Here is a 23,483-nt window from a genome sequence, read left to right on the forward strand (position 1 = left end):
TGTTATATGGTCCCGATAAGGTGGTAGAAATCTTCTATCAGTACTTTGTAACTCTATAACAATATTTTTTTAAGGGGGGACATTTTTATGTCAGAACGTAAACTTTTCACGTCTGAATCAGTATCTGAGGGGCATCCAGATAAGATTGCAGACCAAATTTCAGATGCTATTTTAGATGCTATTTTAGAGCAAGATCCAGAAGCTCACGTGGCTGCCGAAACAGCTGTTTATACTGGTTCCGTGCATGTCTTTGGTGAGATTTCAACGACTGCTTATGTGGATATTAACCGTGTGGTTCGTGATACTATTGCAGAGATTGGTTATACTAATACGGAATATGGATTCTCAGCTGAAACTGTAGGAGTACACCCATCTTTGGTGGAACAATCTCCTGATATTGCCCAAGGGGTTAATGAAGCCTTGGAAGTTCGTGGAAACGCAGATCAAGATCCACTTGATTTGATCGGAGCAGGAGACCAAGGTCTCATGTTTGGTTTTGCAGTGGATGAAACAGAAGAACTCATGCCATTACCGATTTCACTCAGCCACAAGTTGGTTCGTCGTTTGGCTGAACTTCGTAAGTCTGGGGAAATCAGCTATCTTCGTCCAGATGCCAAATCACAGGTCACTGTCGAGTACGATGAAAATGACCAGCCAGTGCGCGTGGATACGGTGGTTATTTCAACTCAACACGATCCAGATGTCAGCAATGAACAAATCCATGAAGATGTAATTAACAAGGTCATCAAAGAGGTGATTCCAGCTTCTTATCTAGATGCTGAGACCAAATTCTTCATCAACCCAACGGGTCGCTTTGTTATTGGTGGGCCTCAAGGGGACTCAGGTTTGACAGGTCGTAAGATCATCGTGGATACTTATGGTGGTTATTCACGTCACGGTGGTGGTGCCTTCTCTGGTAAGGATGCCACTAAGGTGGACCGTTCTGCTTCTTATGCAGCTCGCTACATTGCCAAAAACATCGTAGCGGCAGGTCTTGCTAAGAAAGCAGAAGTGCAATTGGCTTATGCCATTGGGGTTGCTCAACCTGTCTCTGTTCGTATTGATACCTTCGGTACTGGAACAGTCGCTGAAAGTAAGCTTGAAAAAGCAGCACGTGAGCTCTTTGATCTTCGTCCTGCAGGGATTATTCAAATGTTGGATTTGAAACGTCCAATCTACCGTCAAACAGCGGCTTATGGCCATATGGGACGGACAGATATTGACCTTCCATGGGAACGTTTGGACAAGGTAGAAGCCTTGAAAGAAGCTGTAAAATAATTAGTTGAAATGGAAAAGTTAGGGTCAAGTTGATCCTAGCTTTTTTTCGTTTTGAAAATTCCTACAGATGGAAAAATAGGTCGATCTGTGGTATAATAGATGCAGTATTTTGAATACGTTGTCCCTTTTATTTCCGTTACAAAAAACGATAGTAAAAGGAAAAAGACTTGAAAGAGCTAATAAATTATTAAGATGAAAAAAATTGTAATAAATGGTGGTCGCCCTCTAAAAGGAGAGGTGACCATTAGTGGTGCAAAAAATAGTGTAGTAGCCCTGATTCCGGCGACCATTCTGGCGGATGATATCGTGACCCTTGATGGGGTACCGGATATTTCCGACGTGGCGAGTCTGATTGAAATCATGACCATCATGGGGGCTAAGATCGAGCGCAAAGAGGACAGTTTGATCATTGATCCACGTGGGGTGAAGAATATGCCCATGCCATTTGGAAAGATCAATAGTCTCCGTGCCTCCTATTATTTTTATGGCAGCTTGTTAGGACGCTACGGTCAAGCAACTGTTGGACTACCTGGCGGGTGTGATCTTGGCCCGCGTCCGATCGATTTGCATTTGAAGGCCTTTGAAGCGATGGGAGCTGCTATGACCATGGATGGCTCTAGTATGAAACTTGCGACTGATGACAAGCCTCTTCAAGGAGCAAACATCTACATGGATACTGTTAGTGTCGGTGCAACGATCAATACGATTTTGGCAGCAGTCAAGGCTGAAGGTCGGACAGTGATCGAAAATGCGGCGCGGGAACCTGAAATTATCGATGTGGTGACCTTGCTCAACAACATGGGAGCCCATATTCGTGGAGCAGGGACAGATATTATTATCATTGATGGTGTTCCACAATTGCATGGAACGAGACATCAGGTGATTCCAGATCGTATCGAAGCAGGAACCTATATTGCCCTTGCAGCTGCTATTGGGGAAGGTATCCAGATCAATAATGTCCTATATGAGCATTTAGAGAGCTATATTGCTAAGTTAGAGGAAATGGGTGTGCGCATGACCATTTCTGAAGATAGTATCTTTGTAGAAAAGCAAACAGGCTTGAAGGCCATCCAGATCAAAACATCTCCTTATCCTGGTTTTGCGACTGACTTGCAACAACCGATCACGCCTTTGCTCTTAACGGCTGTAGGACGTGGTCGCATTGTTGATACGATTTATGAAAAACGGGTCAACCATGTACCAGAATTAGCTAAAATGGGGGCCACCATTTCGACCTTGAACGACCACATTATTTATGAAGGGCCAAATCAATTGACAGGATCCAGTGTGAAAGCGACGGATCTTCGAGCTGGTGCGGCTTTAGTGATCGCCGGTCTCATGGCTTCTGGAACAACAGAAATTACAAATGTGGAATACATCCTTCGCGGGTATTCAGATATTATTCATAAATTGACCCAACTTGGAGCAGACATCCAGTTGGTAGAGGAATAGTGACAGAACTTGGGATCTGATAGTGGCGGCTGGATACACGAACAATGGAGTTTGAAATGAATATTTGGACGAACTTAGCTGCCTATTCACTAATTGAAACACAAAGGTTGTATTTACGACCTTTTCTCTTTGAGGATGCGGAAGATTTTTATAAGATTGCTTCGAATCCTGAAAATTTACAATTTATCTTCCCTGCACAAGCCGATCTTGCTGAAACTCAATATGTACTAGCCAACTATTTCATGAAAAATCCTTTGGGGGTTTGGGCGATCTGTGATAAGGAAACCAATCAGATGATTGGCTCCATCAAGTTTGAAAAGTTGGATGAAATTAAGGGAGAGGCTGAGTTAGGCTACTTTTTACACAAAGATTTTTGGGGAAAGGGTCTGATGACAGAAGCGGTCAAAGAGTTGGTCTCTCTATCGTTTGAAAAATTTCAACTGAAGGAGCTTAAGATTGTCACCCATGTTGAAAATGCAGGGAGTCAAAAGGTTGCTTTGAAGGCTGGTTTTCGTCTCTTTCGTCAATTCAAAGGGAGTGACCGCTATACGCGTAAAATGCGCGATTATTATGATTTCCGCCTAGGTAGAGGGGACTTCTATGAGTAAACACCAAGAGATTTTAGACTATCTCGAAAAATTACCGATTGGAAAACGGGTCAGTGTCCGCAGTATCTCCAATTTTTTGAATGTCAGTGATGGGACGGCCTATCGTGCCATTAAAGAAGCTGAAAATCAAGGAATTGTAGAAACGCGTCCTAGAAGCGGGACCATCCGTGTCAAATCGAAAAAAGCTGTACTAGAGCACTTGACTTATCGGGAAATTTTAGAAATCACCGGTTCTGAAATATTAGCTGGTGAAGAGGGACTCGAAAAAGAATTTAATAAATTTTATATCGGTGCCATGACAGAAAAGCACGTCCTTGACTATGTGTCTGAAGGGGGGCTTTTGATCGTGGGTGACCGCACTAGCATCCAACGATTGGCTCTTAAGCATGACAATGCGGTCTTAGTGACGGGTGGCTTTGAAGTGAGTGAGGATGTGATTGATCTGGCCAATCAGGTACAAATCCCAGTCATCCGAACTTCACACGATACCTATACCGTCGCGACCATGATCAATAAGGCTTTGTCTAACATGCAGATCAAGACGGATATCTTGACAGTCGAGCAGGTCTATCGGCCCTTCCATGAGTACGGCTATCTTTCTGAGACGGATACGGTCCGGGATTATTTAGATTTGGTTCGAAAGAATCGCTTTAGTCGTTTTCCGGTTGTCAATCAGCACCAGATGGTAGTGGGCGTCGTAACCATGAGAGATGCTGGAGATAAGGCGCCTCAGACGACCCTTGATAAGGTGATGTCACGGACCATTTTTACCACTAATTTGTCCACCAGCATTGCGACGATTAGCCAGCGGATGATTGCTGAAGATTATGAGATGATTCCTGTGATTCGCACTAACCAGACCTTGCTGGGTGTCATTACACGTCGGGATGTCATGGATCGGATTAGCAAGGTGCAATTTTCGAGCTTGCCAACCTTTAGTGAGCAAATCGGTCAAAAGATTCAAGCAGAGAACGACCATTACCAATTCACAGTAGAGCCAAGTATGTTGGAGAAAAGTGGTGTTTTGGCCAATGGGGTCATGATCGAAGTGCTGATGAAGGTTGTTCGCAAGATGATGCAACACAGTGGGCGTAGCTTGATCGTCGAACAGCTGATCATCAATTTTTTACAAGCTGTGCAGGTGGACGATGTGATCCGCATTGAACCACAACTAGTTCGACGAACCAGACGTTCGGCCTTGGTTGATTTTAGCTTGTATTTAGATCTGCAGTTAGTTGCGAAAGCAACCATTACAATTAAGATTAATTAAACAAAAAGAAATGAGAAGACAATGATTACATTAAAATCACAACGTGAAATTGAAGCCATGGATCGTGCAGGTGATTTCCTTGCCAGCATCCATATTGGATTACGTGACTTGATCAAGCCAGGGCTTGACCTATGGGAAGTAGAAGAATATGTCCGTCGTCGCTGTAAAGAAGCCAATGTCTTGCCGCTTCAAATCGGTGTAGAAGGTAGTCTCATGGACTATCCTTATGCGACTTGCTGTGGTTTGAATGACGAAGTAGCCCATGCTTTTCCACGTCATGTCATTCTCAAAGATGGTGATCTCCTCAAGGTAGACATGGTCTTGTCAGAACCACTGGATAAATCTGTTTTGGATGTATCGAAATTAGATTTTGACAATGTGGCGCAAATGAAGAAATACACTGAGTCCTATACTGGTGGCTTGGCGGACTCTTGCTGGGCTTATGCGGTTGGAAATGTTTCGCAAGAAGTCAAAGATTTGATGGACGTGACCAAAGAATGTCTCTATAAGGGAATTGAGAAAGCGGTCGTTGGCAATCGCTTGGGAGATATTGGTGCAGCGATTCAAGAGTATGCGGAAAGCAAAGGCTATGGCGTGGTGCGTGATTTGGTCGGACACGGTGTCGGGCCTACCATGCATGAAGAACCAATGGTCCCGCATTATGGTCGTGCTGGACGCGGTCTTCGCTTACGTGAAGGGATGGTCTTGACGATTGAGCCAATGATCAATACCGGTACTTGGGAGATTGATACAGATATGGAAACTGGTTGGGCCCATAAGACCCTTGACGGTGGCCTTTCTTGTCAATACGAGCATCAATTTGTGATTACAAAAGATGGTCCGGTGATCTTGACCAGTCAAGGTGAAGAAGGAACATACTAAAACTAGAGAGGAAAGAATGGAGCTGAAGGCAAGTGTCTGGTTTCGCTCTTTGCTCTTTTTTAGTAAAATGGGGAGGTGACGAATGAAAAAGGTCCTACAAAAAATACTGGGACAGCCATTTATAAAGGGCTTCGTGCGGTTTTATCAGAGTGCAGAGTCTGATATCACTAGCATTGCGGTGGCCTATTATTTGCTGATCTCCATTTTCCCTTTGATGCTGATTGCAGCCAATATTTTACCCTACTTTCATATTCGTCCCACTCAGATTCTTTTAAGCTTACAAAAAGTCTTGCCAGCCTCCTTATATCGAATAGTGGCACAGATGATTTCGAGTGTCTTGACCAAACCTTCGACAGGCTTACTGAGTTTCTCGATTATTTCTGCTTTGTGGATCTTCTCTCAGAGCATTGCCTACCTCCAAAAAGCCTATAACAAGAGTTATGGGGTGGAAAAGGAGCGTGGTATTATCTGGGGGCGACTCTTTAGCTTTCTGATCAGTTTTGCCTTGCAGGGCTTGTTTGGACTTTCGCTGATCCTTTCCATGTTTGGAAAAATGATCGTTCGCTATCTCTATCAGACCTTTTCATTTGATCGGACGATTTATGTGCGTTTACTGAATTTGACAGAGCCGACCATCTACCTCTTACTCTTTGTTAGTCTGGTCTTGCTCTATTACACCCTTCCAAATGTCAAAATTCCAAAATTTAGATATGTATTGCCAGGGGCGACCTTTGTTGTTGCTGTCCTGTATGCGATCTTAAATATCTTTTGGAAATATGTGGATCGCTATGTGAGTCATTTCTTAGATGCTCGTTTCTTTGGTTCGGTCGTCCTAGCGGTCATTATGTTCTGGTTCATCTTGGTAGCTAAAATCATGATTATTGGTTGTATTTTAAACGCCAGTATCCAATTTGCCAGAGAAGCCAAGTTCCAAACGCGCAGTGGAGAAATTGTCTCTAAGTTAAAATCAGAAGAAGTGGACTTTCGGCATAGAGAAGTTTCATTAAAATTAAAACAACGATTACGTCTAAAAAATAGAGATAAAAGGAAAGAATAGAAATCAGATGGTATCTGGTTTCTTTTTTTGTTGGTTTTTATTGCATTTGCAACAAAAATATGTTACTCTATTTCTAACAAGAAAGGAGGAGTGGGATGAGTATTTTGCGTGAGATTGGTATCATTGCGCGCGCTCTGGATTCTATTGCAAATATCGAATTTAGAGATTTAGATTTAGCACGTGGTCAATATCTCTATCTGGTGCGAATTGCAGAGCAACCTGGAATGATTCAGGAAGAACTCTCTGACCTCTTGAAAGTAGATCGATCCACCGTTGCAAGGTCCGTAAAAAAACTAGAAGAACGTGGCTTGATTCAGCAACGTCCGAGAGGAGAAAATCTCAAAACAAAGGAATGGGAGTTAACTGAAAAAGGTAAGCAGATTTACCCCTTCATTTTAGGGGAGCATCTTTACTCTGAGAGAACTGCTTTAAAAGGCTTTTCCAAAAAAGAAGTCGCACAGTTAGAAGAGTACCTCATCCGAGTTCGTGAGAATATCACCTTGGATTGGGAACTAGTTAAAAAAGGTCAAAAAAGAAATTATAGTGAGGTAAAGCAATGAAAGTGACAGTCGATCAAGCATTTTGGGATTTATTTCCAACAGCTAGAATTACAGTGATGTCCTTGTATGGCATTGATAATACGGTAGATGAAGCCAAGGATCCTTATTTCAAAGAATTGTTGGACAAGGGTGCCAAAAGAGCATGGGAATTTATCGATGAAGAAAACTATACCCAGAGTGGGTTCGTTCAAGAGTGGCGCCAAGCTTTTAGCAAGTTTAAAACAAAAAAAGGAGCCCGATCTTCCATCGAAGCACTATTAAAACGGGTTCACCAAGGTCGTGAATTTTATCCGATTAATCCCTTGGTTGATTTATACAATAGTGTGTCTATGGCTTATGCCCTTCCATGTGGAGGAGAAGACATGGATAAATTAGTGGGTGGACTCTCTCTAGGACAAGCGAAAGGAGGCGAACCGTTCTTTCCATTAGGAGCTGAAGAAGATGCGCCAGCTTTGGAAGGGGAGATCATCTACTATGACCAAGAAGGAGCTGTTTGTCGTTGCTTGAATTGGCGTGAGGCTCAAAGAACCATGCTAACTGAAGATACGAAGGACGCTATTTTGGTGATTGAAGCTATCAATGAGGAGCAGGCCAAACGTGCACAAACAGCTATGCAAGAATTGAAAGACCTAGCCAAGGATTATTTTGGGGTCGAAGGAACGATCTATCAATTAAGTGCAGAGCATGCAAGTATAGAAGTTTAAAATAATAAGGCTGAAACAATCGTTTCAAGCCTTGTTTTTATTTTTAAAGACAAAGAGTTTACTAAAGACATAATTGAGGACCACTATAGCAACTTGAGCAAAGAGGGTTTCAATCAGATTGATCTGACTCTTGTTGTTGTGGACAAATTGCCCGATGATTCCTGGGAATTGCTTGACAAAAATCTCGGTCAAGGCCATGTCTAGTATAAAGGTCCCAGAGCGGGCAATCGCAAATCGGATCAAGCGCTGAAACCAGCCCTTTCTTTCTTGTTTAAAGACAATGGTATCGTTGGTCGCAAAGGCAAAGAGGATCCCAGCGATGTTTCCAATCGCGGTCGCTAATCGTTCATCACGAGACACTTGATAGATGAAGAGGCGGGTTCCGACGGAAACAATGGTTGTGGCAACCCCAAAAAAGAGATAGGATAAAATTTCATTATCAAAAAATTTTTTAATTAGTATTTTCATAAATTCAGTCTACCATAAAACCTCAAAATATGCTATACTTGAAAGGTTGAAGAAATCAAACCTTCAACCCTTGGTGCTTAAGATCCTTTCGCCAAGCATATTACACGCGGAAAAACCGCTAAAGGAGAATAGATGAAACAGTTAACTGCTCGTGATATGGCGCAAATTGCCATTGTTGCTGCGATTTATATCGTATTGACCATTACCCCACCTCTCAATGCTATGGCCTACTATGGCTATCAATTCCGTGTTTCGGAGATGATGAATTTCTTAGCCTTCTACAATAAGAAGTACTTGATTGGAGTGACGCTTGGTTGTATGATTGCTAACTTATTTAGTTTTGGGTGGATCGATGTCTTTGTTGGTGGAGGTTCAACCTTTGTCTTCCTAGGACTTGGACTCATTCTATTTGGTCGTTTTAAAAACAAGTTCTTGTTTGACGGTCTTATTCGGTTGGACCATTTCTTGTTTGCGATTTTCTTTTCCATTTCCATGTTTACGATTGCCTTGGAACTTTATTACCTTCAAGGCCAACCATTCTTCTATAACTGGTTGACCATGGGAGTGGGTGAATTTGCATCCTTGATTTTTGGAGCGATTGTGATCAATCAACTTTCTAAGCGGATTGATTTTACAAAATAAGAAAAGGGAGCTTTGGCTCCTTTTTTTCATGCTAAGAATGCAGTAAATTCAAGGCTAAATTAAGATTTTATGATAAAATAAGAACATGAAAACCAGAATGAAAGAATTAGTGGAATTACTCAATCGCTATGCTTATGAGTATTACACAAAAGACGCTCCATCTGTTTCAGATAGTGAATATGATCAACTATATCGGGAGTTGGTGGAACTCGAAATCGCTCATCCAGATGAGATCTTACCAGAGAGTCCAACTCACCGTGTAGGTGGTGTGGTTTTAAAAGGTTTTACTAAATACCAGCACCAGTATCCCCTTTATAGTTTGCAGGATGCTTTTTCACGTGAAGAATTGGAAGCTTTTGATCAGCGTGTCCGTAAGGAATTTCCTTCCATCAGCTATGTATGCGAGTTGAAGATCGATGGCTTGTCCATTTCCCTCACCTATGAAAATGGTGTCCTTGTAACAGGAGCAACACGTGGGGATGGTTCTGTCGGTGAGGATATTACAGAGAATCTCAAGCGGGTCAAGGACATTCCTTTGGTGTTACCAGAGCCAGTGAACATTACAGTTCGAGGCGAGTGCTACATGCCACGGGCTTCCTTTGATCGGGTCAATCAGATCCGTCAAGAAAATGGCGAGCCTGAGTTTGCCAATCCACGGAATGCTGCTGCAGGAACGCTTCGCCAATTGGATACGAAAATCGTGGCCAAGCGAAATCTCGCGACCTTCTTGTATCAAGAAGTGAGTCCAACTGATCAAAGCAGTCAGGAAGGCGTGCTTGAGAAATTAGCCCGCTTAGGCTTTGTTGTGAACCGAGAGCGAGTGCTGGCTGAGGATATGGAGCAAATTTGGGACTTTATCCAAAAAGTAGCTCAGCTTCGAGAGGATCTTCCCTACGATATCGATGGGATCGTCATCAAGGTCAATGACCTAGCTGTTCAAGAAGAACTAGGCTTTACCGTAAAAGCTCCTAAATGGGCTGTCGCCTATAAGTTTCCAGCTGAAGAAAAAGAAGCGAAAATCTTATCGGTGGATTGGACGGTTGGACGGACCGGAGTTGTGACCCCAACTGCCAATCTAACTCCAGTCCAGCTAGCCGGAACCACTGTTAGTCGGGCAACCTTGCACAATGTGGACTATATTGCTGAAAAAGACATTCATCAGGATGATACCGTCATTGTCTACAAGGCGGGTGATATCATTCCAGCGGTCTTGCGTGTTGTCAAAGATAAGCGAGTCTCTGATCAAGCATTAGCCATTCCAACTCATTGTCCGAGCTGCCAGAGTGAGTTGCTTCATTTTGAGGATGAGGTGGCCCTTCGCTGTATCAATCCGCTCTGTCCAGCACAGATTAAGGAAGGATTGAACCACTTTGCCAGTCGGGATGCTATGAATATCACAGGCTTGGGTCCAGCTGTTGTAGAGAAACTCTTTGCAGCTCAGTTAGTAGAGGATGTGGCAGGGATCTATCGCCTAAGCGTAGAGGATCTATTGACCTTAGAAGGCTTTAAAGAAAAATCTGCTGAAAAACTCCATGAAGCCATTCAAGCTTCAAAAGAGAATTCAGCTGAGAAGTTACTCTTTGGTTTGGGGATCCGCCATGTCGGTAGCAAGGTTAGTCAAATCTTGCTCCAAGAATTCCATGGCCTCGATCAATTGGCAACAGCTGATCCAGAACGGATTGCCAGCATTGATAGTCTCGGTATGGTCGTGGCTGAAAGCCTTAAGAGTTATTTCGCGCAAGAAGGATCCAAGCGTCTCTTGCAAGAGCTCAAAGAAGCTGGTGTCAATATGGCTTATCTTGGTGAAAAAGTCGCTGCTGATGCGGCCCTATCAGGAATGACAGTCGTTTTGACTGGGAAGCTAGAGCGCCTCACGCGTTCAGAAGCCAAGGCAAAATTAGAAAGTCTGGGCGCTAAGGTAACTGGATCGGTTTCCAAAAAAACAGATTTGGTCGTTGCAGGTAGTGACGCTGGTAGCAAGTTAACCAAAGCACAAGAATTAGGAATCCAGGTAGAAGATGAGGCCTGGCTTGAAAGTTTATAGAGGATCTTTATGGTAGAACGAATCAAAAAAGCCCGTTTAATTTATAATCCGACCTCTGGGCAAGAAATTATCAAGAAAAATATTGCGGAAGTCTTGGACGTACTTGAAGACGTGGGCTATGAAACCAGCGCTTATCAAACGACTCCTGAACCATTTTCTGCCCAAAATGAAGCAGAAAGAGCCGCTAAAGCAGGCTTTGATTTAATCATTGCCGCTGGTGGAGATGGTACGATTAACGAAGTGGTCAATGGGGTTGCAGGTCTGGAAAATCGTCCACAGATGGCCTTTATCCCGACCGGTACCACCAATGACTATGCGCGTGCCTTGAAGATCCCGATGGGCGATCCTGTGGCAGCTGCCCGCATTATTGAAAAAAATCAAACCATTCAGATGGATATTGGTCGTGCCTATGGCAGTAAGTATTTCATCAACATTGCTGCAGCAGGAACCATGACAGAATTGACCTTCAGTGTTCCAAGTAGTGTTAAATCTCGCTTGGGTTACTTTGCCTATGTGGCAGAAGCTGCTAAAATGTTGCCGCGAAACAAGGCTCGTAAGGTGCGGATTGAGCATGACAATGGTGTCTTTGAAGGGCCAGCGTCTATGATTTTCGTGGCCTTGACCAACTCCATTGCTGGTTTTGAAAGTGTCGCGCCAGATGCTAAGCTTGATGATGGGAACTTTACCTTGATTATCGTAAAAACTGCTAAGCTCTTTAACATGTTGTCCTTGATGATTCAGGCCATCAATGGAGGCAAGCATGTGCACGATGAAAATGTAGAATATCTCAAGACCAAGAAGTTGACGATCGAAATGTTAGGAAAAAATGCTCAACCATTCCGTATCAATCTAGATGGGGAGTACGGAGGAGATACTCCAGTTGAATTGGAAGTCTTCCATAATCACTTGGAATTCTTTGCAAATATTGATGAAATCAACAACGATGCTTTGGTTCACCCATCTGAAGAATAAAAACAAATAGTTGGAGTCCGTTACGTGTTTTACAAGCGGATGGTTCCTTCGGTATTAAATTGGAAATAGGAAAATGTTATGCGACAATACCATGTAAAGCTTCATTTTCATAAGCAAAAAGGAAATTATTTTGCCTATGATATGTGGCAGTGGCAGGATCAAGTAGAAGGAAAATCAGTCTCTTTCTCCAAGTTGGATTATTTTGGAGTAGAAGGCAATCTAATTTATGAGAGCGAAGAACCCTTGAACCGGGGCCATGTCTTGGTCAAAGAAGGGGATTGGCTCACCAAGACCCGTGATTTTGAAATCGAACTTTTACCAGAAGGCTATGTTCGAGAAGTATGGATTCTCGATGGAGACGATACAGTCTATTATTCTTTGCAAGCTGCTTTGACGAGTCATGCCTACAGCCATCGTCAGCCTCATGCCTACGATATGGCAATGCGTCCTAGAGAGTTTGATGCTAAATGGGCGTATCAAGGATGGCTCGGTCATCGGGAGGAAGAAGGGGAGCATTGCTTTAAACTGTGGGCACCAACGGCTAAGAAAGTTGAATTGTTGCTTTATCAATCAACAGACTCGGATGCGCCTATTTGGAAGAGCATTCCGATGACGCGTGGTAAACAAGAGTCTAGCTACCACCCAGAAAATACCCATGGTGTTTGGATTTTAGATTTTCTAGGAAATTTAAGTGGCATGGCCTATCAATATCGTGTGCATTTTGAACACCATACTCAAGTAACGCGCGATCCTTATAGCATTGCAACGACAGCCGATGGGATGCGCTCAGCCATTCTTTCACGAGCAGATCGTCAGTTTGATTGGGGTCCTAAAAAAGGCGCCGATGCGACTCCTTGGCGCTTGGACAATCCTTGTCAAGCAGTGATTTATGAGATGCACCTTCGGGATTTGACCAAGTCACCGACATCAGGTGTGGACGAGTCTTTACGTGGAACCTATCTGGGGGCTTGCCAAGAAGGAACCGTCAATAGCCATGGTGATGCGACTGCCTTTGATTATATCCGTCAGTTAGGTGTCAATGTCGTGCAACTGCAGCCCATCTCTGATCGCTTTAAACAGTACGACGAAGAAGGCCAGGTGACCTATAATTGGGGTTACGACGTTCAGAATTATTCTGCACCAGAAACTAGCTTTTCAACGGATCCATCCAATCCGAAACAAACCATGAAAGAGCTTAAAACGATGATCCGGGCTTATCATGACGCTGGGATTTCGGTAGTCATAGATGTGGTCTACAATCATACCTACTCAACTGAGCATGGTCCTTTCCAAAATACAGTTCCGGATTATTATTACCGGATGGAGCCAGATGGGCGCTTCCAAAATGGGACAGGTGTCGGAAATGAGACGGCAAGTGAGCATGAAATGTACCGCAAGTACATGATTGATTCCCTTATGCACTGGGTCAAAGAGTACCAGATCGATGGTTTCCGCTTTGATTTGATGGGCATTCACGATGTGACGACAATGAATGCTATTCGGGAGGCGATGGATGCTCTGGATCCTCGCATTCTCCTTTATGGAGAAGGTTGGGATATGGGAACCGGTCTCGCACCAGAGGATAAGGCTAAGAAAGACAATGCGGCGCAATTGCCACGTATTGGATTCTTTAACGACACGGAGCGCGATGCTATTAAAGGAGCTGAGGTTTATGGTTCCATCAAACGTGGCTTTGTCAGCCGAAAATCAACAGAGAATATCGTTGCGCGTGCTGTTCTAGGCAGTGCAGAGCTGGGTCATTATTTAAGTCCGAATCAGGTTTTGAATTATGTGGAGGCTCATGACAATTATAATCTCTATGACTTGCTTCAGACCCTCCATCCAAATGAAGAAGTAGCAGGCTTAGTCAAGCGCTCAGAGTTGGCTACGGCCATGAACCTGCTCTTCCAGGGTATGACCTTTATGCAATTGGGTCAAGAGTTTATGCGGACTAAATTGGTAGCGACAGGTCCTGATGGAGAGATCACACCTTTGGATCGTGAGCGGGCCATGAATTCCTACAATGCTCCAGATTTTGTGAATCAGGTCAACTGGGATCTGGTCAGTCAAAACAAGGAATCAATTGCCTATATCCGAAGCTTGATCAATTTGAAGACAAGTCTTCCTGTCTTAGGGCTTGAAAGCTATGATAAAATCTACCAACAAGTCTTTATCCAATCTGCAACTGATTGTAGTGGACTTCTGATATTTGAACTAACAGGAGACAAGAAGTACTTGGTCATCTTCAACGCCAGCGGACTTCCATATTACCTCCAAAATTCAGATAAATTGAAATTGATGGTTGGAAATAGTCGTCATAAACGGCCATTCTATGTGGAGAATTTAACGGCTTCTGTTTTTGAAGTCCTAGACTAAGTTCTTTTTAAAGGAATCACAAAATCCCTGAGTTTAAAAACTCAGGGATTCTTTTTATTTAGAAGAACTGCTACTGGTCTCTGTTGAGGAAGAACTATCGTCTTCTGGGTGCAATTCTTTATAAGTAGGTGCCTTGAAGAGATCAACGGTGGACTGATTGCCACGTTGGTTATAAAGGCTGGTTGATTTGTCACCTTTTTCCTTTTCAATCTTCTTCAATGCCTTGAAGGAATTAGTGTAGGAATAATCATCTGGATTGACTTTTCCAAGATCATTGCCCTTGAAGAAGCGAAGGAGGTCACCGGTCTGGATGCTATCGCTAATCTTCAATTGCAGGTTAGCAGCCTCCCTAATCTTGTCCAGTTCTTCCTTGGTTTTTTCGTCTGGGTTCGTGATTTCCTCACCTGTTTTGGTGTAATAGGTCCGGCCACTATAGCTCGTATACTCTGGAGTTACAAAGTAGTTAGCGGAGCGGAAGGCGACGATTTGATCATGATCTGGTGAGAGCATATCTTGACCAACTTGGAGGAATTTGTTGGATTCAATGCCTAGCAAATGTTCCAAGGTTGGGAGCATATCAATTTCGCCACCATAGGTGTTGATAATGCCTCCTTTGTCCATTCCAGGAATAACTACCATATAAGGAACGCGTTGCAACATGGCATTGTCATAGCTTGACCACGTTTCAGAGTTCTTACCAAGTAGAGGGGCAAGAGCTGGGTTGCGGGAGTTTGAAATTCCGTAGTGGTCCCCATAGAGAACGATGATGGAATTTTTGTAAAGACCAGATTCTTTCAGGTAATCAAAGAAGGCCTTGATCGAAGAATCTAGGTAGTTAGCGGTCGCAAAATAGCCATTGATGGTTTCGTCCTGAGTCTTAGCTAGAGGGAAGCCGAGATCATCTCCTGACAAGCTAGTTGTATAAGGATAGTGGTTGGAAACCGTAATGAACTTCGTATAGAAAGGCTGTTGCAATCTTTCTAGGTATTTGATGGAATCCTTGAGCATGTATTTGTCATTAAGACCATACTGGAAGGAATTGCTGCTGTTTTGTTTGGTGAAGTAGCTGGCATCAAAGAAGTAATTGTAGCCCCATTGTTTATAGGCGGTATTCCGGTTCCAGAAACTTCCAGCATTCCCGTGGAAAACAGCGCTTGAGTTGTAACCATTTTTTGAAAGAATAAATGGTGCAGCCTGTTGGGTATTGGTTCCACCATAGTTCACCATAAAGGAACCTTGGTTGAGTCCGAAGAGGCCTGTTTCAATCATGGTCTCCGCATCAGACGTTTTCCCTGCCTTAACTTGGTTAAAAACATTTGAAAAGGCAAAGGTTTCTTTCGAGTGGTAAAGTGAGTTTAAGAAAGGTGTCACTTCATATTCTTTATCGTCTACTTTCAACTTGTAATCGATCAAGAATTGTTGGAAACTTTCCAAGTGAATGTAGATAACATTACGGCCTTTGGCCATTCCAAAGTACTCAGGATTAGGCTTGGCATAATGCTGTTGGATATATTCTTCCACCGGTTTTAAATCTGCTTCGGAGGCTTTGGAACGTTCTTTGTTGGCAGCATAGGTCTGATTAGCGCTATAACCCAGAAAGGCTGGTAAGCCTAGGGCACGAACGACATAGTAGTTTGAGAACCCACGAGTCAAGAGCTCAGGTCGGTCAATTTCTGCGAGGAAAAGGTTGGCCGAAAAGAGCATAGCCGATAAAGAGGTAACCGCAAAACTAGCTCGTTTATTGAAGGGACGATTGTCCATTCGAATCCATTTCTTAAAGAAGAAGAAAGCTAGAATAGGGAAATCTAGAATGTAGATCACATCCCAAGGTCGGAACAATTCTAAAGCAGCAGCTCCGAGACCGGCAGAAACCTTGCTGGAAGCCAACATGGTATTGACCGTTACGAAGTCTGTAAACTCTCGATAATAGATGGAGTTGGAAATCAACCAAATAAATAAGAGAAGGTAGATCCCAAAGGCCAAACTATAAAAGAGCTTGGTTCGTTTGATATAAAGTGCAAGACCAATGAAGAGCAGACTAATCGGCAATGGGTTGATCACTGCTAGAAAAATCTGATACGGTCCCTGAATGTCTAAATTAAAATCAACTGAATAGGCCCACATGGTTTTGAACCAGTAGAGCAACAGAAGGGTCAAGACAAATCCTAGTCTGGTACTCATGAAATTGAGTATCGAATTCGTAATTTTTTTCACAAAATGTTACTTCCTTGTCTTATTTCCTAAAAATTTTCATATACAAGTATACCACAATTTTATGGAGAAAGAAAAAAATGACTGTAAAGGAGAGGAAAGAAATAGGAAAGATCCGGCATTTTATATCATTTGAAGCTAAATGATGAAAGCTAGGATAAAACGGTAAAAAAAGTTCCAGTAAATAAAGCCTCTCTTTGTGAAAACTGCAGACTTTTGCTATAATAGAGGATATGAAAAAACTCACAGTTAGTCGCCAAGTCGCAACAAAAATCAAACAAGGACAATCCCTTCTTGAAAAGCAAGATTTTGAGTCACTTCCTGCTTTGGATCAAGAGGTTCAATTGCTTTCAGGAGATGGACAATACCTCGGAGTCGGATACTTATCTGAACAAAATAAAGGGATTGGATGGTTTGTTTCACAAGAGTTGGTCGCTTTTGATCAAGACTTTTTTAAAAAGCTTTTCATCAAAGCCAAGCAATACCGTCGTTCTTATTATGCGGATGAAACGACGACGGCCTTTCGTCTCTTTAACCAAGATGGAGATGGTTTTGGTGGCTTTACGGTTGACTTATATGGTGAGTTTGTTGTTTTTTCTTGGTACAATCCCTTCGTATTTCAGATTAAGGAAACCATTCTAGCAGCCTTTCAAGAAGCTTTTTCAGAAGTCCGAGGCGGCTATGAAAAGATTCGCTTTAAAGGTTTGGACTATGAATCGGCTCATGTCTATGGAGAAGAAGCTCCGCAAGAATTTTTGATTCTTGAAAATGGGGTCTCTTACCAAGTCTTTCTCAATGATGGCTTGATGACGGGGATCTTTTTGGACCAGCATGAAGTCCGAGGAAGTTTAGTTGAGGGGCTCGCTGCTGGTAAGTCCTTGCTCAATATGTTCTCTTATACAGCTGCTTTTTCTGTTGCAGCTGCCATGGGCGGAGCAGTAGAGACGACTTCGGTCGATCTGGCTAAGAGAAGTAGAGAATTATCAGAAGCGCATTTTGTGGCAAATGGCTTGGCGCTGGATGCTCATCGTTTTGTCGTGATGGATGTCTTTGACTATTACAAATATGCCAAACGCCATGAGCTAAGCTATGATGTGATCGTACTCGATCCGCCTAGCTTTGCGCGGAATAAAAAACGGACCTTTTCAGTCGCTAAAGATTACCATCGGTTGGTGAGCGAGGCCCTCGAGATTTTAAATCCAGGTGGGACCGTGATTCTCAGTACCAATGCGGCAAATGTGACCAAAGAAAAATTTAAAAAACAAATCGAAAAGGGATTTCAAGGGCGTAAACATCGTTATGTAGCAGAATACGGCCTTCCGGGAGATTTTCGATGGAACAAGAAAGAAGAAAGTAGTAATTACTTAAAAGTATTTACGATTAGGGTGGATGTATGAAGTTAGTTGTGTCGATTATGCCTCGCTCCTTAGAAGAGGCGCAACAACTAGATGGTTCGCGTTACGATGATGCGGATGTCATTGAGTGGCGTGCGGACTTTTTAGAAAAAAGCGAGATCTTAACCGTCGCTCCTGCAGTTTTTGAGAAATTTGCTGGACGCGAGATTTTATTCACCTTGCGGACTCGAGCTGAAGGTGGAGGGATGGAGCTGACTAATGAAGAATATGTTGGGATCCTGAAAGATATTCAATCCATCTATCATCCGGATTATATCGATTTCGAGTATTATAGTCACCGTGAAGTCTTTGAAGAGATGTTGGAATTTTCAAATCTTGTTCTCAGCTACCATAACTTCCAAGAAACTCCGGAAAATATGATGGAGATCTTATCGGAATTGACCAGTTTTTCTCCAAAATTAGTCAAAGTATCTGTCATGGCCCACAATGAACAAGATGTTCTTGACTTGATGAATTATACGCGTGGTTTCAAGACACTGAACCCTGAGCAAGAATATGTAACGATTTCCATGGGCAAGGTCGGGAAGATTTCGCGCTTGACAGCTGATTTGACAGGCTCTTCTTGGTCTTATGCTAGAGTCGGAGATGAAAGTGCTCCAGGTCAAATTCCTCTTGAAAATATGAGAAGAATTCGGGAGTTATTAAATGAAGATTGACGGATATACTCGGATGGCAGCGGTCATTGCCCATCCCATTCGTCATAGTATTTCTCCTTTCATCCATAATCTAGCCTATGAATTAACAGCGACCAATGCTGCTTATCTAGCTTGGGATATTGCTGAAGAAGACTTAGAAAGCACCATCAGCCAAATTCGTAAGTTGGATATGATTGGGGCCAATATCTCCATGCCCTACAAGCAGAAGGTCTTTCCTTACTTAGATGAAGTGGATGAGATGGCCCGAAAGATCGGTTCTGTCAATACTATCGTTCACCGCGATGGTAAGCTTAAAGGCTATAATACAGATGGGATAGGTTTCTTTCGTAGTTTACCTCCTGCTTTCTCTATTAAGGGAAAAACAATGGTTCTCTTAGGTGCAGGTGGTGCAGCTTTAGCGATTATTGCACAGGCGATTCATCTAGGTGTGAAACGTATCCTTGTCTTTGTGAGAGAGGAGAGATTAGTTCATTATCGTTCAATAGTTCAGTTGGTTGAAGAAGGCTTTGATTTCTTGATAGAATTGTATGCGATTGAGAAAGATGAAGATGTTCAAAACTCTTTTCATCAAGCTGATCTCATCTTAAATGCCACTGGTGTTGGAATGGATGGTCAGTCTCTTCCAATAGCGAGTCACTTGACCTTTCCCCCACATGCCTTAATCGTAGAGATGGCTTACTATCCGGCAGTGACCCCCTTTCTGCAATTGGCAGTGAATCAAGGAAACCAGAGGGTAAATGGGCTGGGAATGCTCTTTTATCAAGCTGAAGCAGCCTTTGAATTAATGACTGGGAAAGTATTTCCTACAGAGTCTGTATGGGAAGCATTGACAACAGAATATCGCCAATTTGTATGTGACTAAGAGAGGGTTTTACCTTTTCCTATTGAAATAGCTTTAAGAGATTAGAACAAGAACTGATTTTAAAAAAAACAGTCTTGCTCTAGTCTCTTTTTCATTTTGATTGAGACATGTGCCTTATTTCATGATAAGATAGAATCAAAGAAAAACGTGAAGGAGATTCCTATGAACGTATCGGTACCTATTCCAGGACATTCCTATGATATTGTGATTGAAAGAGGTGGTCTCAACCAGGTTGGAGACTGGTTGCGCACTCTTTGGGGTGATAAAAAAGTCGCGATCATTTCCGATAACCGCGTGGCTAAGCTATATGCCTCTATCGTAGAGAAGAGCCTGGAGAAAGCTGGTTTTCAAGTGGTACGCTTTGAGTTTCTTCAAGGGGAAGCTAGTAAGAATCTAACCACTGTTTCAAAAGTCTATGACTTTCTAGCTACCCAGGGCATGACGCGCAGTGATGGAATCGTTGCTCTTGGGGGTGGCGTAGTTGGTGATTTGGCTGGTTTTGCTGCCTCGACCTATATGCGAGGAATTTCCTTTGTTCAGATCCCGACTAGCTTGACCGCACAGGTGGACTCCTCTATCGGAGGAAAAACAGGAGTCAACACAGCACTTGCTAAAAACATGGTAGGGACCTTTGCTCAACCAGATGGTGTGTTTATTGATCCTGAAGTGTTGAGCACTTTGGGGCAACGTGAATTGATCGAGGGGATGGGCGAAGTCATCAAGTACGGCCTCATCCAAGATACTGAACTCTGGGAAGAATTGGAAGCCATGGATGGTTCTGTCCAGAGTATTTTAGAGCATGCAGAGAGCATCATTTCTCATTCTTGTCTGGTGAAGCGAGACCATGTTGTGGCAGATGAGCTGGACAATGGCATTCGACTGTATCTCAATTTTGGGCATACCATTGGGCATGCCATTGAAGCGATAGCGGGTTATGGGCAGGTTATGCATGGAGAAGCTGTCAGTATGGGCATGGTGCAGCTCTCCCGAGTTGCAGAAGAAAAGGGCTTGATGCCAAAAGGAATCAGCCAACAAATCGAAGAAATGTGCCGGAAATTTGGCCTTCCGGTGGCCTATGAGAACTGGGATAAAGAATCCCTTTATCAAGCCTTGACCCATGACAAAAAAGTGCGTGGGACGAACTTGAAATTAGTAATTGTTCCAGAGTTGGGGCAAGCAGCGATTCATCAAATCCCTCTTCAAGAAATGAAGGACTTTTTAGAAAGAAAGGAATAAGGTCGTATGAGATATTTGACAGCAGGAGAGTCCCATGGACCTCGACTAACAGCCATCATCGAGGGGGTTCCGGCAGGCCTTCCTTTATCTGAAGAGGATATTAATAAAGAACTCAAACGTCGACAAGGTGGCTATGGTCGTGGTGCTCGGATGAAAATCGAGAGTGACCGTGTTGAGATCACATCAGGGGTCCGTCATGGCTTGACTATAGGAGGTCCGATTACTCTGAATGTGACCAATCTGGATCACCAAAAATGGCTGGAGATCATGAATGTAGAACCGGTCGAAGAGAAAAAGAAAAATCTGCGTAAGATCACCAAGCCACGTCCTGGTCATGCCGATCTAGTCGGAGGGATAAAATACCGTTTCGATGATCTCCGTAATTCCTTAGAGCGTTCTTCTGCTCGTGAGACAACCATGCGTGTAGCTGTTGGTGCAGTTGCTAAACGGATTTTAGAAGAGATCGGTATTGAAGTGGCCAGCCACATTGTGAATTTTGGGGGAATCGAGATTGCAATTCCCGAGAATCTAACCGTTTCAGAAATCAAGGAAAAGGCAGCGAAGTCGGAAGTCTCGATTGTTGTGCCAGAACAAGAAGAAGCCGTTAAGGCCTACATTGACCAAGTGAAAAAAGATGGCGATACCATCGGGGGAATTGTGGAAACCTTGGTTGGTGGTGTGCCTGTTGGACTAGGATCCTATGTGCAATGGGACAAGAAATTGGATGCCAAAATCGCTCAAGGAGTGGTCTCTATCAATGCCTTTAAGGGAGTGGAGTTTGGTCTTGGTTTTGAAGCAGGTCGCCTAAAAGGTAGTCAAGTTATGGATGAAATCATCTGGTCTCAAGAAACCGGCTATACCCGTCGCACCAATAATCTTGGTGGTTTTGAAGGGGGCATGACCAATGGTGAGCCCATTCTGGTTCGTGGTGTCATGAAGCCTATTCCGACCCTCTACAAACCTTTGATGAGTGTGGATATTGAAACCCATGAGCCTTATAAGGCAACGGTTGAGCGCAGCGACCCAACGGCTCTGCCAGCTGCAGGAGTGGTGATGGAAGCAGTGGTCGCAACAGTCCTTGCTACAGAAGTGCTTGAAAAATTCTCATCCGATAACTTGGAAGAATTGAAAGAAGCTGTTGCTAAGCACCGGGACTTTACGAAGAATTTTTAAGAGAAAGAGTTTTCCTTTGGAGAAGAAAGTTGTATATATTGCAGGACTGGGCTTGATTGGTGCTTCACTTGCGCTAGGCATTAAGAGGGCCCACCCACATGTGACCATTCTTGGTTACAATCGTAGTAAAGCCTCTCGAACCATCGCCCTTGAAAGAGGAATGGTGGATCAGGTGACGGATGATTTCGCAGCCTTTGCCCCTTTAGCAGATATCATTATTTTGGCCCTTCCCATCAAGCAAACCAAATCTTACTTAGAAACCTTAGCAGGCCTTAATTTGAAAGACCGGGTACTAGTGACAGATGCAGGCTCTACCAAGGCAGAAATTGTCGCACAAGCTGAAAAAGTGTTTACAGATAAGGATGTACGCTTTGTGGGAGGACATCCCATGGCTGGTAGTCATAAGACAGGTGCTGCAGCAGCAGATGCCACCTTATTTGAGAACGCTTATTATATTTTTACCCCTTCCAGATTGACCACAGGGGGTGCCATGGAAGAGTTGAAAGAGCTTCTGAGTGGATTGGGATCTCGATTTATTGAAATCGATGCCGAGGAACACGATCGAGTGACTTCCCAGATCAGCCATTTCCCTCATATTTTAGCCTCGACACTGGTCGAGCAGGCCGTAGCTTATGGGGAAGAGCATGAAATGACCCGCCGTTTTGCGGCTGGTGGCTTTCGAGATATGACCCGGATTGCGGAAAGTGAGCCAGGCATGTGGACTTCTATTCTTTTGTCCAACCCTCAAGCGATATTAGAGCGGATTGCAGATTTCAAAGAGCGTTTGGATCAGGTGGCTGAGACCATCCAAGCAGATAACGAAGAGGCCATTTGGACCTTTTTCCATGAAGGGCGGAAGCACCGAAAAGAAATGCAGATACATCAGCGAGCTGGACGCGATAGTGCCTATGATCTCTTTATCGATGTCCCTGATAAGGAAGGTGTGATCCTCGAAATCTTACAACTTCTACAAGGGATTTCCTTGGTCAATATTCACATCAATGAAGAGAATCGTGAAGATATCCACGGGATTTTGCAGTTGACCTTTAAAAATGCAGAAGATCAGGAGCGGGCCCAAGCATTGATCAGCCAAGCGACGTCTTATACCGTCCTTGCTCGCTAGGTCTACAGAAGGATTTGCATCAAAAGGCCTGCTTCATTTTAGGAATATTGAAGGAAAAGCAGTATAATAGAAGTATCTTATCAGTAAAGGAGCCCATAAAATGGCAAATATTTATGATGTAGCAAACGAACTCTCTCGGACCCTGCGAGACCTTCCTGAATACAAGGCTGTCGTAGAAAGCAAGCAAGCGATCGAAGCAAATCCAGAAGCGAAAACGCTGTTTGACGAATACGTCGCTTTCCAAAATCAACTGCAAGGCTTGATGCAATCCGGTAAACTTCCAACAGAAGCTGTGCAACAAGAAATGAAGGACTATATGGAAAAAATCCAAGCAAGTCCAATTGTGAATGAATTTTTCACCAAACAACAACAATTGTCTATTTATCTTGCAGATCTTGAAAAGATCATCTTTGAGCCGATTCAAGATTTATACAAATAGAAATTTCTACCAGAGTTGTCATTTCGACTCTGGTATTTTCGTTCGCCACTAGAGA

21 protein-coding genes and 1 riboswitch are annotated in these 23,483 nt (G+C 43.3%); of the genes, 19 read left to right on the forward strand and 2 right to left on the reverse strand.

What is annotated here, in order from left to right; genetic code table 11:
* Positions 1–87: 87 nt before the first annotated feature.
* The 8 genes from metK (at position 88) to HMPREF2704_RS01570 (ending at position 7,811) form a co-directional block, all read left to right on the forward strand.
* Entirely contained in the window at positions 88–1,278 is a 1,191-nt protein-coding gene (gene metK / locus HMPREF2704_RS01535) for a methionine adenosyltransferase (RefSeq protein ID WP_061590804.1), read from the forward strand.
* 192 nt (positions 1,279–1,470) lie between these two features.
* Positions 1,471–2,730, forward strand: a complete 1,260-nt coding sequence (locus HMPREF2704_RS01540) for a UDP-N-acetylglucosamine 1-carboxyvinyltransferase (RefSeq protein ID WP_070845463.1) — start codon at positions 1,471–1,473, stop codon at positions 2,728–2,730.
* A 56-nt stretch (positions 2,731–2,786) separates the two neighbouring features.
* Positions 2,787–3,338, forward strand: a complete 552-nt coding sequence (locus HMPREF2704_RS01545) for a GNAT family N-acetyltransferase (protein ID WP_037607828.1) — start codon at positions 2,787–2,789, stop codon at positions 3,336–3,338.
* Complete coding sequence (gene spxR / locus HMPREF2704_RS01550; protein WP_070845464.1) at positions 3,331–4,608, forward strand: CBS-HotDog domain-containing transcription factor SpxR; 1,278 nt, start codon at positions 3,331–3,333, stop codon at positions 4,606–4,608. Before HMPREF2704_RS01545 ends, spxR begins: the two co-directional genes overlap by 8 nt.
* 21 nt (positions 4,609–4,629) lie before the next feature.
* Entirely contained in the window at positions 4,630–5,490 is an 861-nt protein-coding gene (locus HMPREF2704_RS01555) for a methionyl aminopeptidase (protein ID WP_049474762.1), read from the forward strand.
* A gap of 82 nt (positions 5,491–5,572) precedes the next feature.
* Positions 5,573–6,547, forward strand: a complete 975-nt coding sequence (locus HMPREF2704_RS01560; RefSeq protein ID WP_070845465.1) for a YihY/virulence factor BrkB family protein — start codon at positions 5,573–5,575, stop codon at positions 6,545–6,547.
* Between the two features lie 95 nt (positions 6,548–6,642).
* Positions 6,643–7,107 (forward strand): MarR family winged helix-turn-helix transcriptional regulator, encoded by a 465-nt coding sequence (locus HMPREF2704_RS01565; RefSeq protein ID WP_070845466.1) that lies wholly within the window; start codon positions 6,643–6,645, stop codon positions 7,105–7,107.
* Positions 7,104–7,811, forward strand: a complete 708-nt coding sequence (locus HMPREF2704_RS01570; protein WP_045759323.1) for a B3/B4 domain-containing protein — start codon at positions 7,104–7,106, stop codon at positions 7,809–7,811. The genes HMPREF2704_RS01565 and HMPREF2704_RS01570 overlap by 4 nt, the downstream gene beginning before the upstream one ends.
* A gap of 24 nt (positions 7,812–7,835) precedes the next feature.
* Here HMPREF2704_RS01570 and HMPREF2704_RS01575 read toward each other — a convergent pair whose 3' ends face one another.
* Positions 7,836–8,279 (reverse strand): GtrA family protein, encoded by a 444-nt coding sequence (locus HMPREF2704_RS01575; protein WP_049485730.1) that lies wholly within the window; start codon positions 8,277–8,279, stop codon positions 7,836–7,838.
* A 28-nt stretch (positions 8,280–8,307) separates the two neighbouring features.
* Positions 8,308–8,414: riboswitch (PreQ1 riboswitch) on the forward strand.
* Here HMPREF2704_RS01575 and HMPREF2704_RS01580 point away from each other — a divergent pair.
* The 4 genes from HMPREF2704_RS01580 to pulA all read left to right on the forward strand — a co-directional run bounded on the left by HMPREF2704_RS01580 (position 8,412) and on the right by pulA (position 14,313).
* Positions 8,412–8,921: a QueT transporter family protein gene (locus tag HMPREF2704_RS01580; protein ID WP_023917840.1), complete on the forward strand. Its 510-nt coding sequence runs from the start codon at positions 8,412–8,414 to the stop codon at positions 8,919–8,921. It overlaps the preceding riboswitch by 3 nt.
* 85 nt (positions 8,922–9,006) lie before the next feature.
* Entirely contained in the window at positions 9,007–10,965 is a 1,959-nt protein-coding gene (gene ligA, locus HMPREF2704_RS01585; protein ID WP_070845467.1) for an NAD-dependent DNA ligase LigA, read from the forward strand.
* 9 nt (positions 10,966–10,974) lie between these two features.
* Positions 10,975–11,937 carry a diacylglycerol kinase family lipid kinase gene (locus tag HMPREF2704_RS01590; protein ID WP_003006748.1) on the forward strand — a complete coding sequence of 321 codons (963 nt, stop codon included), beginning with the start codon at positions 10,975–10,977 and terminating at the stop codon, positions 11,935–11,937.
* Between the two features lie 78 nt (positions 11,938–12,015).
* A complete protein-coding gene (gene pulA / locus HMPREF2704_RS01595) occupies positions 12,016–14,313 on the forward strand; it encodes a type I pullulanase (protein ID WP_070845468.1) in 2,298 nt (765 codons plus the stop codon).
* Positions 14,314–14,367: 54 nt separating this feature from the next.
* Here pulA and HMPREF2704_RS01600 read toward each other — a convergent pair whose 3' ends face one another.
* A complete protein-coding gene (locus tag HMPREF2704_RS01600; protein WP_049474753.1) occupies positions 14,368–16,527 on the reverse strand; it encodes an LTA synthase family protein in 2,160 nt (719 codons plus the stop codon).
* Positions 16,528–16,757: 230 nt separating this feature from the next.
* On the opposite strand from HMPREF2704_RS01600, the gene HMPREF2704_RS01605 reads away from it, so the two are divergent.
* The 7 genes from HMPREF2704_RS01605 to HMPREF2704_RS01635 all read left to right on the forward strand — a co-directional run bounded on the left by HMPREF2704_RS01605 (position 16,758) and on the right by HMPREF2704_RS01635 (position 23,428).
* Positions 16,758–17,921: a class I SAM-dependent rRNA methyltransferase gene (locus HMPREF2704_RS01605; RefSeq protein WP_045759329.1), complete on the forward strand. Its 1,164-nt coding sequence runs from the start codon at positions 16,758–16,760 to the stop codon at positions 17,919–17,921.
* The gene (gene aroD, locus HMPREF2704_RS01610) at positions 17,918–18,595 is read left to right on the forward strand and encodes a type I 3-dehydroquinate dehydratase (RefSeq protein WP_070845469.1); all 678 of its coding nucleotides are present in this window, start codon (positions 17,918–17,920) and stop codon (positions 18,593–18,595) included. The genes HMPREF2704_RS01605 and aroD overlap by 4 nt, the downstream gene beginning before the upstream one ends.
* Entirely contained in the window at positions 18,585–19,457 is an 873-nt protein-coding gene (gene aroE, locus HMPREF2704_RS01615; protein ID WP_070845470.1) for a shikimate dehydrogenase, read from the forward strand. The genes aroD and aroE overlap by 11 nt, the downstream gene beginning before the upstream one ends.
* Before the next feature lie 162 nt (positions 19,458–19,619).
* The gene (gene aroB / locus HMPREF2704_RS01620; protein WP_070845471.1) at positions 19,620–20,693 is read left to right on the forward strand and encodes a 3-dehydroquinate synthase; all 1,074 of its coding nucleotides are present in this window, start codon (positions 19,620–19,622) and stop codon (positions 20,691–20,693) included.
* A gap of 6 nt (positions 20,694–20,699) precedes the next feature.
* Positions 20,700–21,866 (forward strand): chorismate synthase, encoded by a 1,167-nt coding sequence (aroC, locus tag HMPREF2704_RS01625; RefSeq protein ID WP_024055974.1) that lies wholly within the window; start codon positions 20,700–20,702, stop codon positions 21,864–21,866.
* A gap of 16 nt (positions 21,867–21,882) precedes the next feature.
* A complete protein-coding gene (locus HMPREF2704_RS01630) occupies positions 21,883–22,989 on the forward strand; it encodes a prephenate dehydrogenase (RefSeq protein ID WP_070845472.1) in 1,107 nt (368 codons plus the stop codon).
* A gap of 100 nt (positions 22,990–23,089) precedes the next feature.
* Positions 23,090–23,428: a YlbF/YmcA family competence regulator gene (locus tag HMPREF2704_RS01635; RefSeq protein WP_003006778.1), complete on the forward strand. Its 339-nt coding sequence runs from the start codon at positions 23,090–23,092 to the stop codon at positions 23,426–23,428.
* The last annotated feature ends 55 nt before the right edge of the window (positions 23,429–23,483 follow it).

The sequence above is a fragment of the Streptococcus sp. HMSC076C09 genome (assembly GCF_001837905.1).
GTDB lineage: Bacteria > Bacillota > Bacilli > Lactobacillales > Streptococcaceae > Streptococcus > Streptococcus parasanguinis_I.

What these genes read in the sequence shown, in the direction of transcription:
- HMPREF2704_RS01605 (WP_045759329.1), top strand. Translation starts at nt 16,758, where the DNA reads ATGAAAAAACTCACAGTTAGTCGCCAAGTCGCAACAAAAATCAAACAA.
- pulA (WP_070845468.1), top strand. Translation starts at nt 12,016, where the DNA reads ATGCGACAATACCATGTAAAGCTTCATTTTCATAAGCAAAAAGGAAAT.
- HMPREF2704_RS01590 (WP_003006748.1), top strand. Translation starts at nt 10,975, where the DNA reads ATGGTAGAACGAATCAAAAAAGCCCGTTTAATTTATAATCCGACCTCT.
- HMPREF2704_RS01555 (WP_049474762.1), top strand. Translation starts at nt 4,630, where the DNA reads ATGATTACATTAAAATCACAACGTGAAATTGAAGCCATGGATCGTGCA.
- aroC (WP_024055974.1), top strand. Translation starts at nt 20,700, where the DNA reads ATGAGATATTTGACAGCAGGAGAGTCCCATGGACCTCGACTAACAGCC.
- HMPREF2704_RS01575 (WP_049485730.1), bottom strand. Translation starts at nt 8,279, where the DNA reads ATGAAAATACTAATTAAAAAATTTTTTGATAATGAAATTTTATCCTAT.
- HMPREF2704_RS01570 (WP_045759323.1), top strand. Translation starts at nt 7,104, where the DNA reads ATGAAAGTGACAGTCGATCAAGCATTTTGGGATTTATTTCCAACAGCT.
- metK (WP_061590804.1), top strand. Translation starts at nt 88, where the DNA reads ATGTCAGAACGTAAACTTTTCACGTCTGAATCAGTATCTGAGGGGCAT.
- HMPREF2704_RS01560 (WP_070845465.1), top strand. Translation starts at nt 5,573, where the DNA reads ATGAAAAAGGTCCTACAAAAAATACTGGGACAGCCATTTATAAAGGGC.
- aroD (WP_070845469.1), top strand. Translation starts at nt 17,918, where the DNA reads ATGAAGTTAGTTGTGTCGATTATGCCTCGCTCCTTAGAAGAGGCGCAA.
- aroE (WP_070845470.1), top strand. Translation starts at nt 18,585, where the DNA reads ATGAAGATTGACGGATATACTCGGATGGCAGCGGTCATTGCCCATCCC.
- ligA (WP_070845467.1), top strand. Translation starts at nt 9,007, where the DNA reads ATGAAAACCAGAATGAAAGAATTAGTGGAATTACTCAATCGCTATGCT.
- HMPREF2704_RS01545 (WP_037607828.1), top strand. Translation starts at nt 2,787, where the DNA reads ATGAATATTTGGACGAACTTAGCTGCCTATTCACTAATTGAAACACAA.
- spxR (WP_070845464.1), top strand. Translation starts at nt 3,331, where the DNA reads ATGAGTAAACACCAAGAGATTTTAGACTATCTCGAAAAATTACCGATT.
- HMPREF2704_RS01635 (WP_003006778.1), top strand. Translation starts at nt 23,090, where the DNA reads ATGGCAAATATTTATGATGTAGCAAACGAACTCTCTCGGACCCTGCGA.
- HMPREF2704_RS01565 (WP_070845466.1), top strand. Translation starts at nt 6,643, where the DNA reads ATGAGTATTTTGCGTGAGATTGGTATCATTGCGCGCGCTCTGGATTCT.
- HMPREF2704_RS01540 (WP_070845463.1), top strand. Translation starts at nt 1,471, where the DNA reads ATGAAAAAAATTGTAATAAATGGTGGTCGCCCTCTAAAAGGAGAGGTG.
- aroB (WP_070845471.1), top strand. Translation starts at nt 19,620, where the DNA reads ATGAACGTATCGGTACCTATTCCAGGACATTCCTATGATATTGTGATT.
- HMPREF2704_RS01580 (WP_023917840.1), top strand. Translation starts at nt 8,412, where the DNA reads ATGAAACAGTTAACTGCTCGTGATATGGCGCAAATTGCCATTGTTGCT.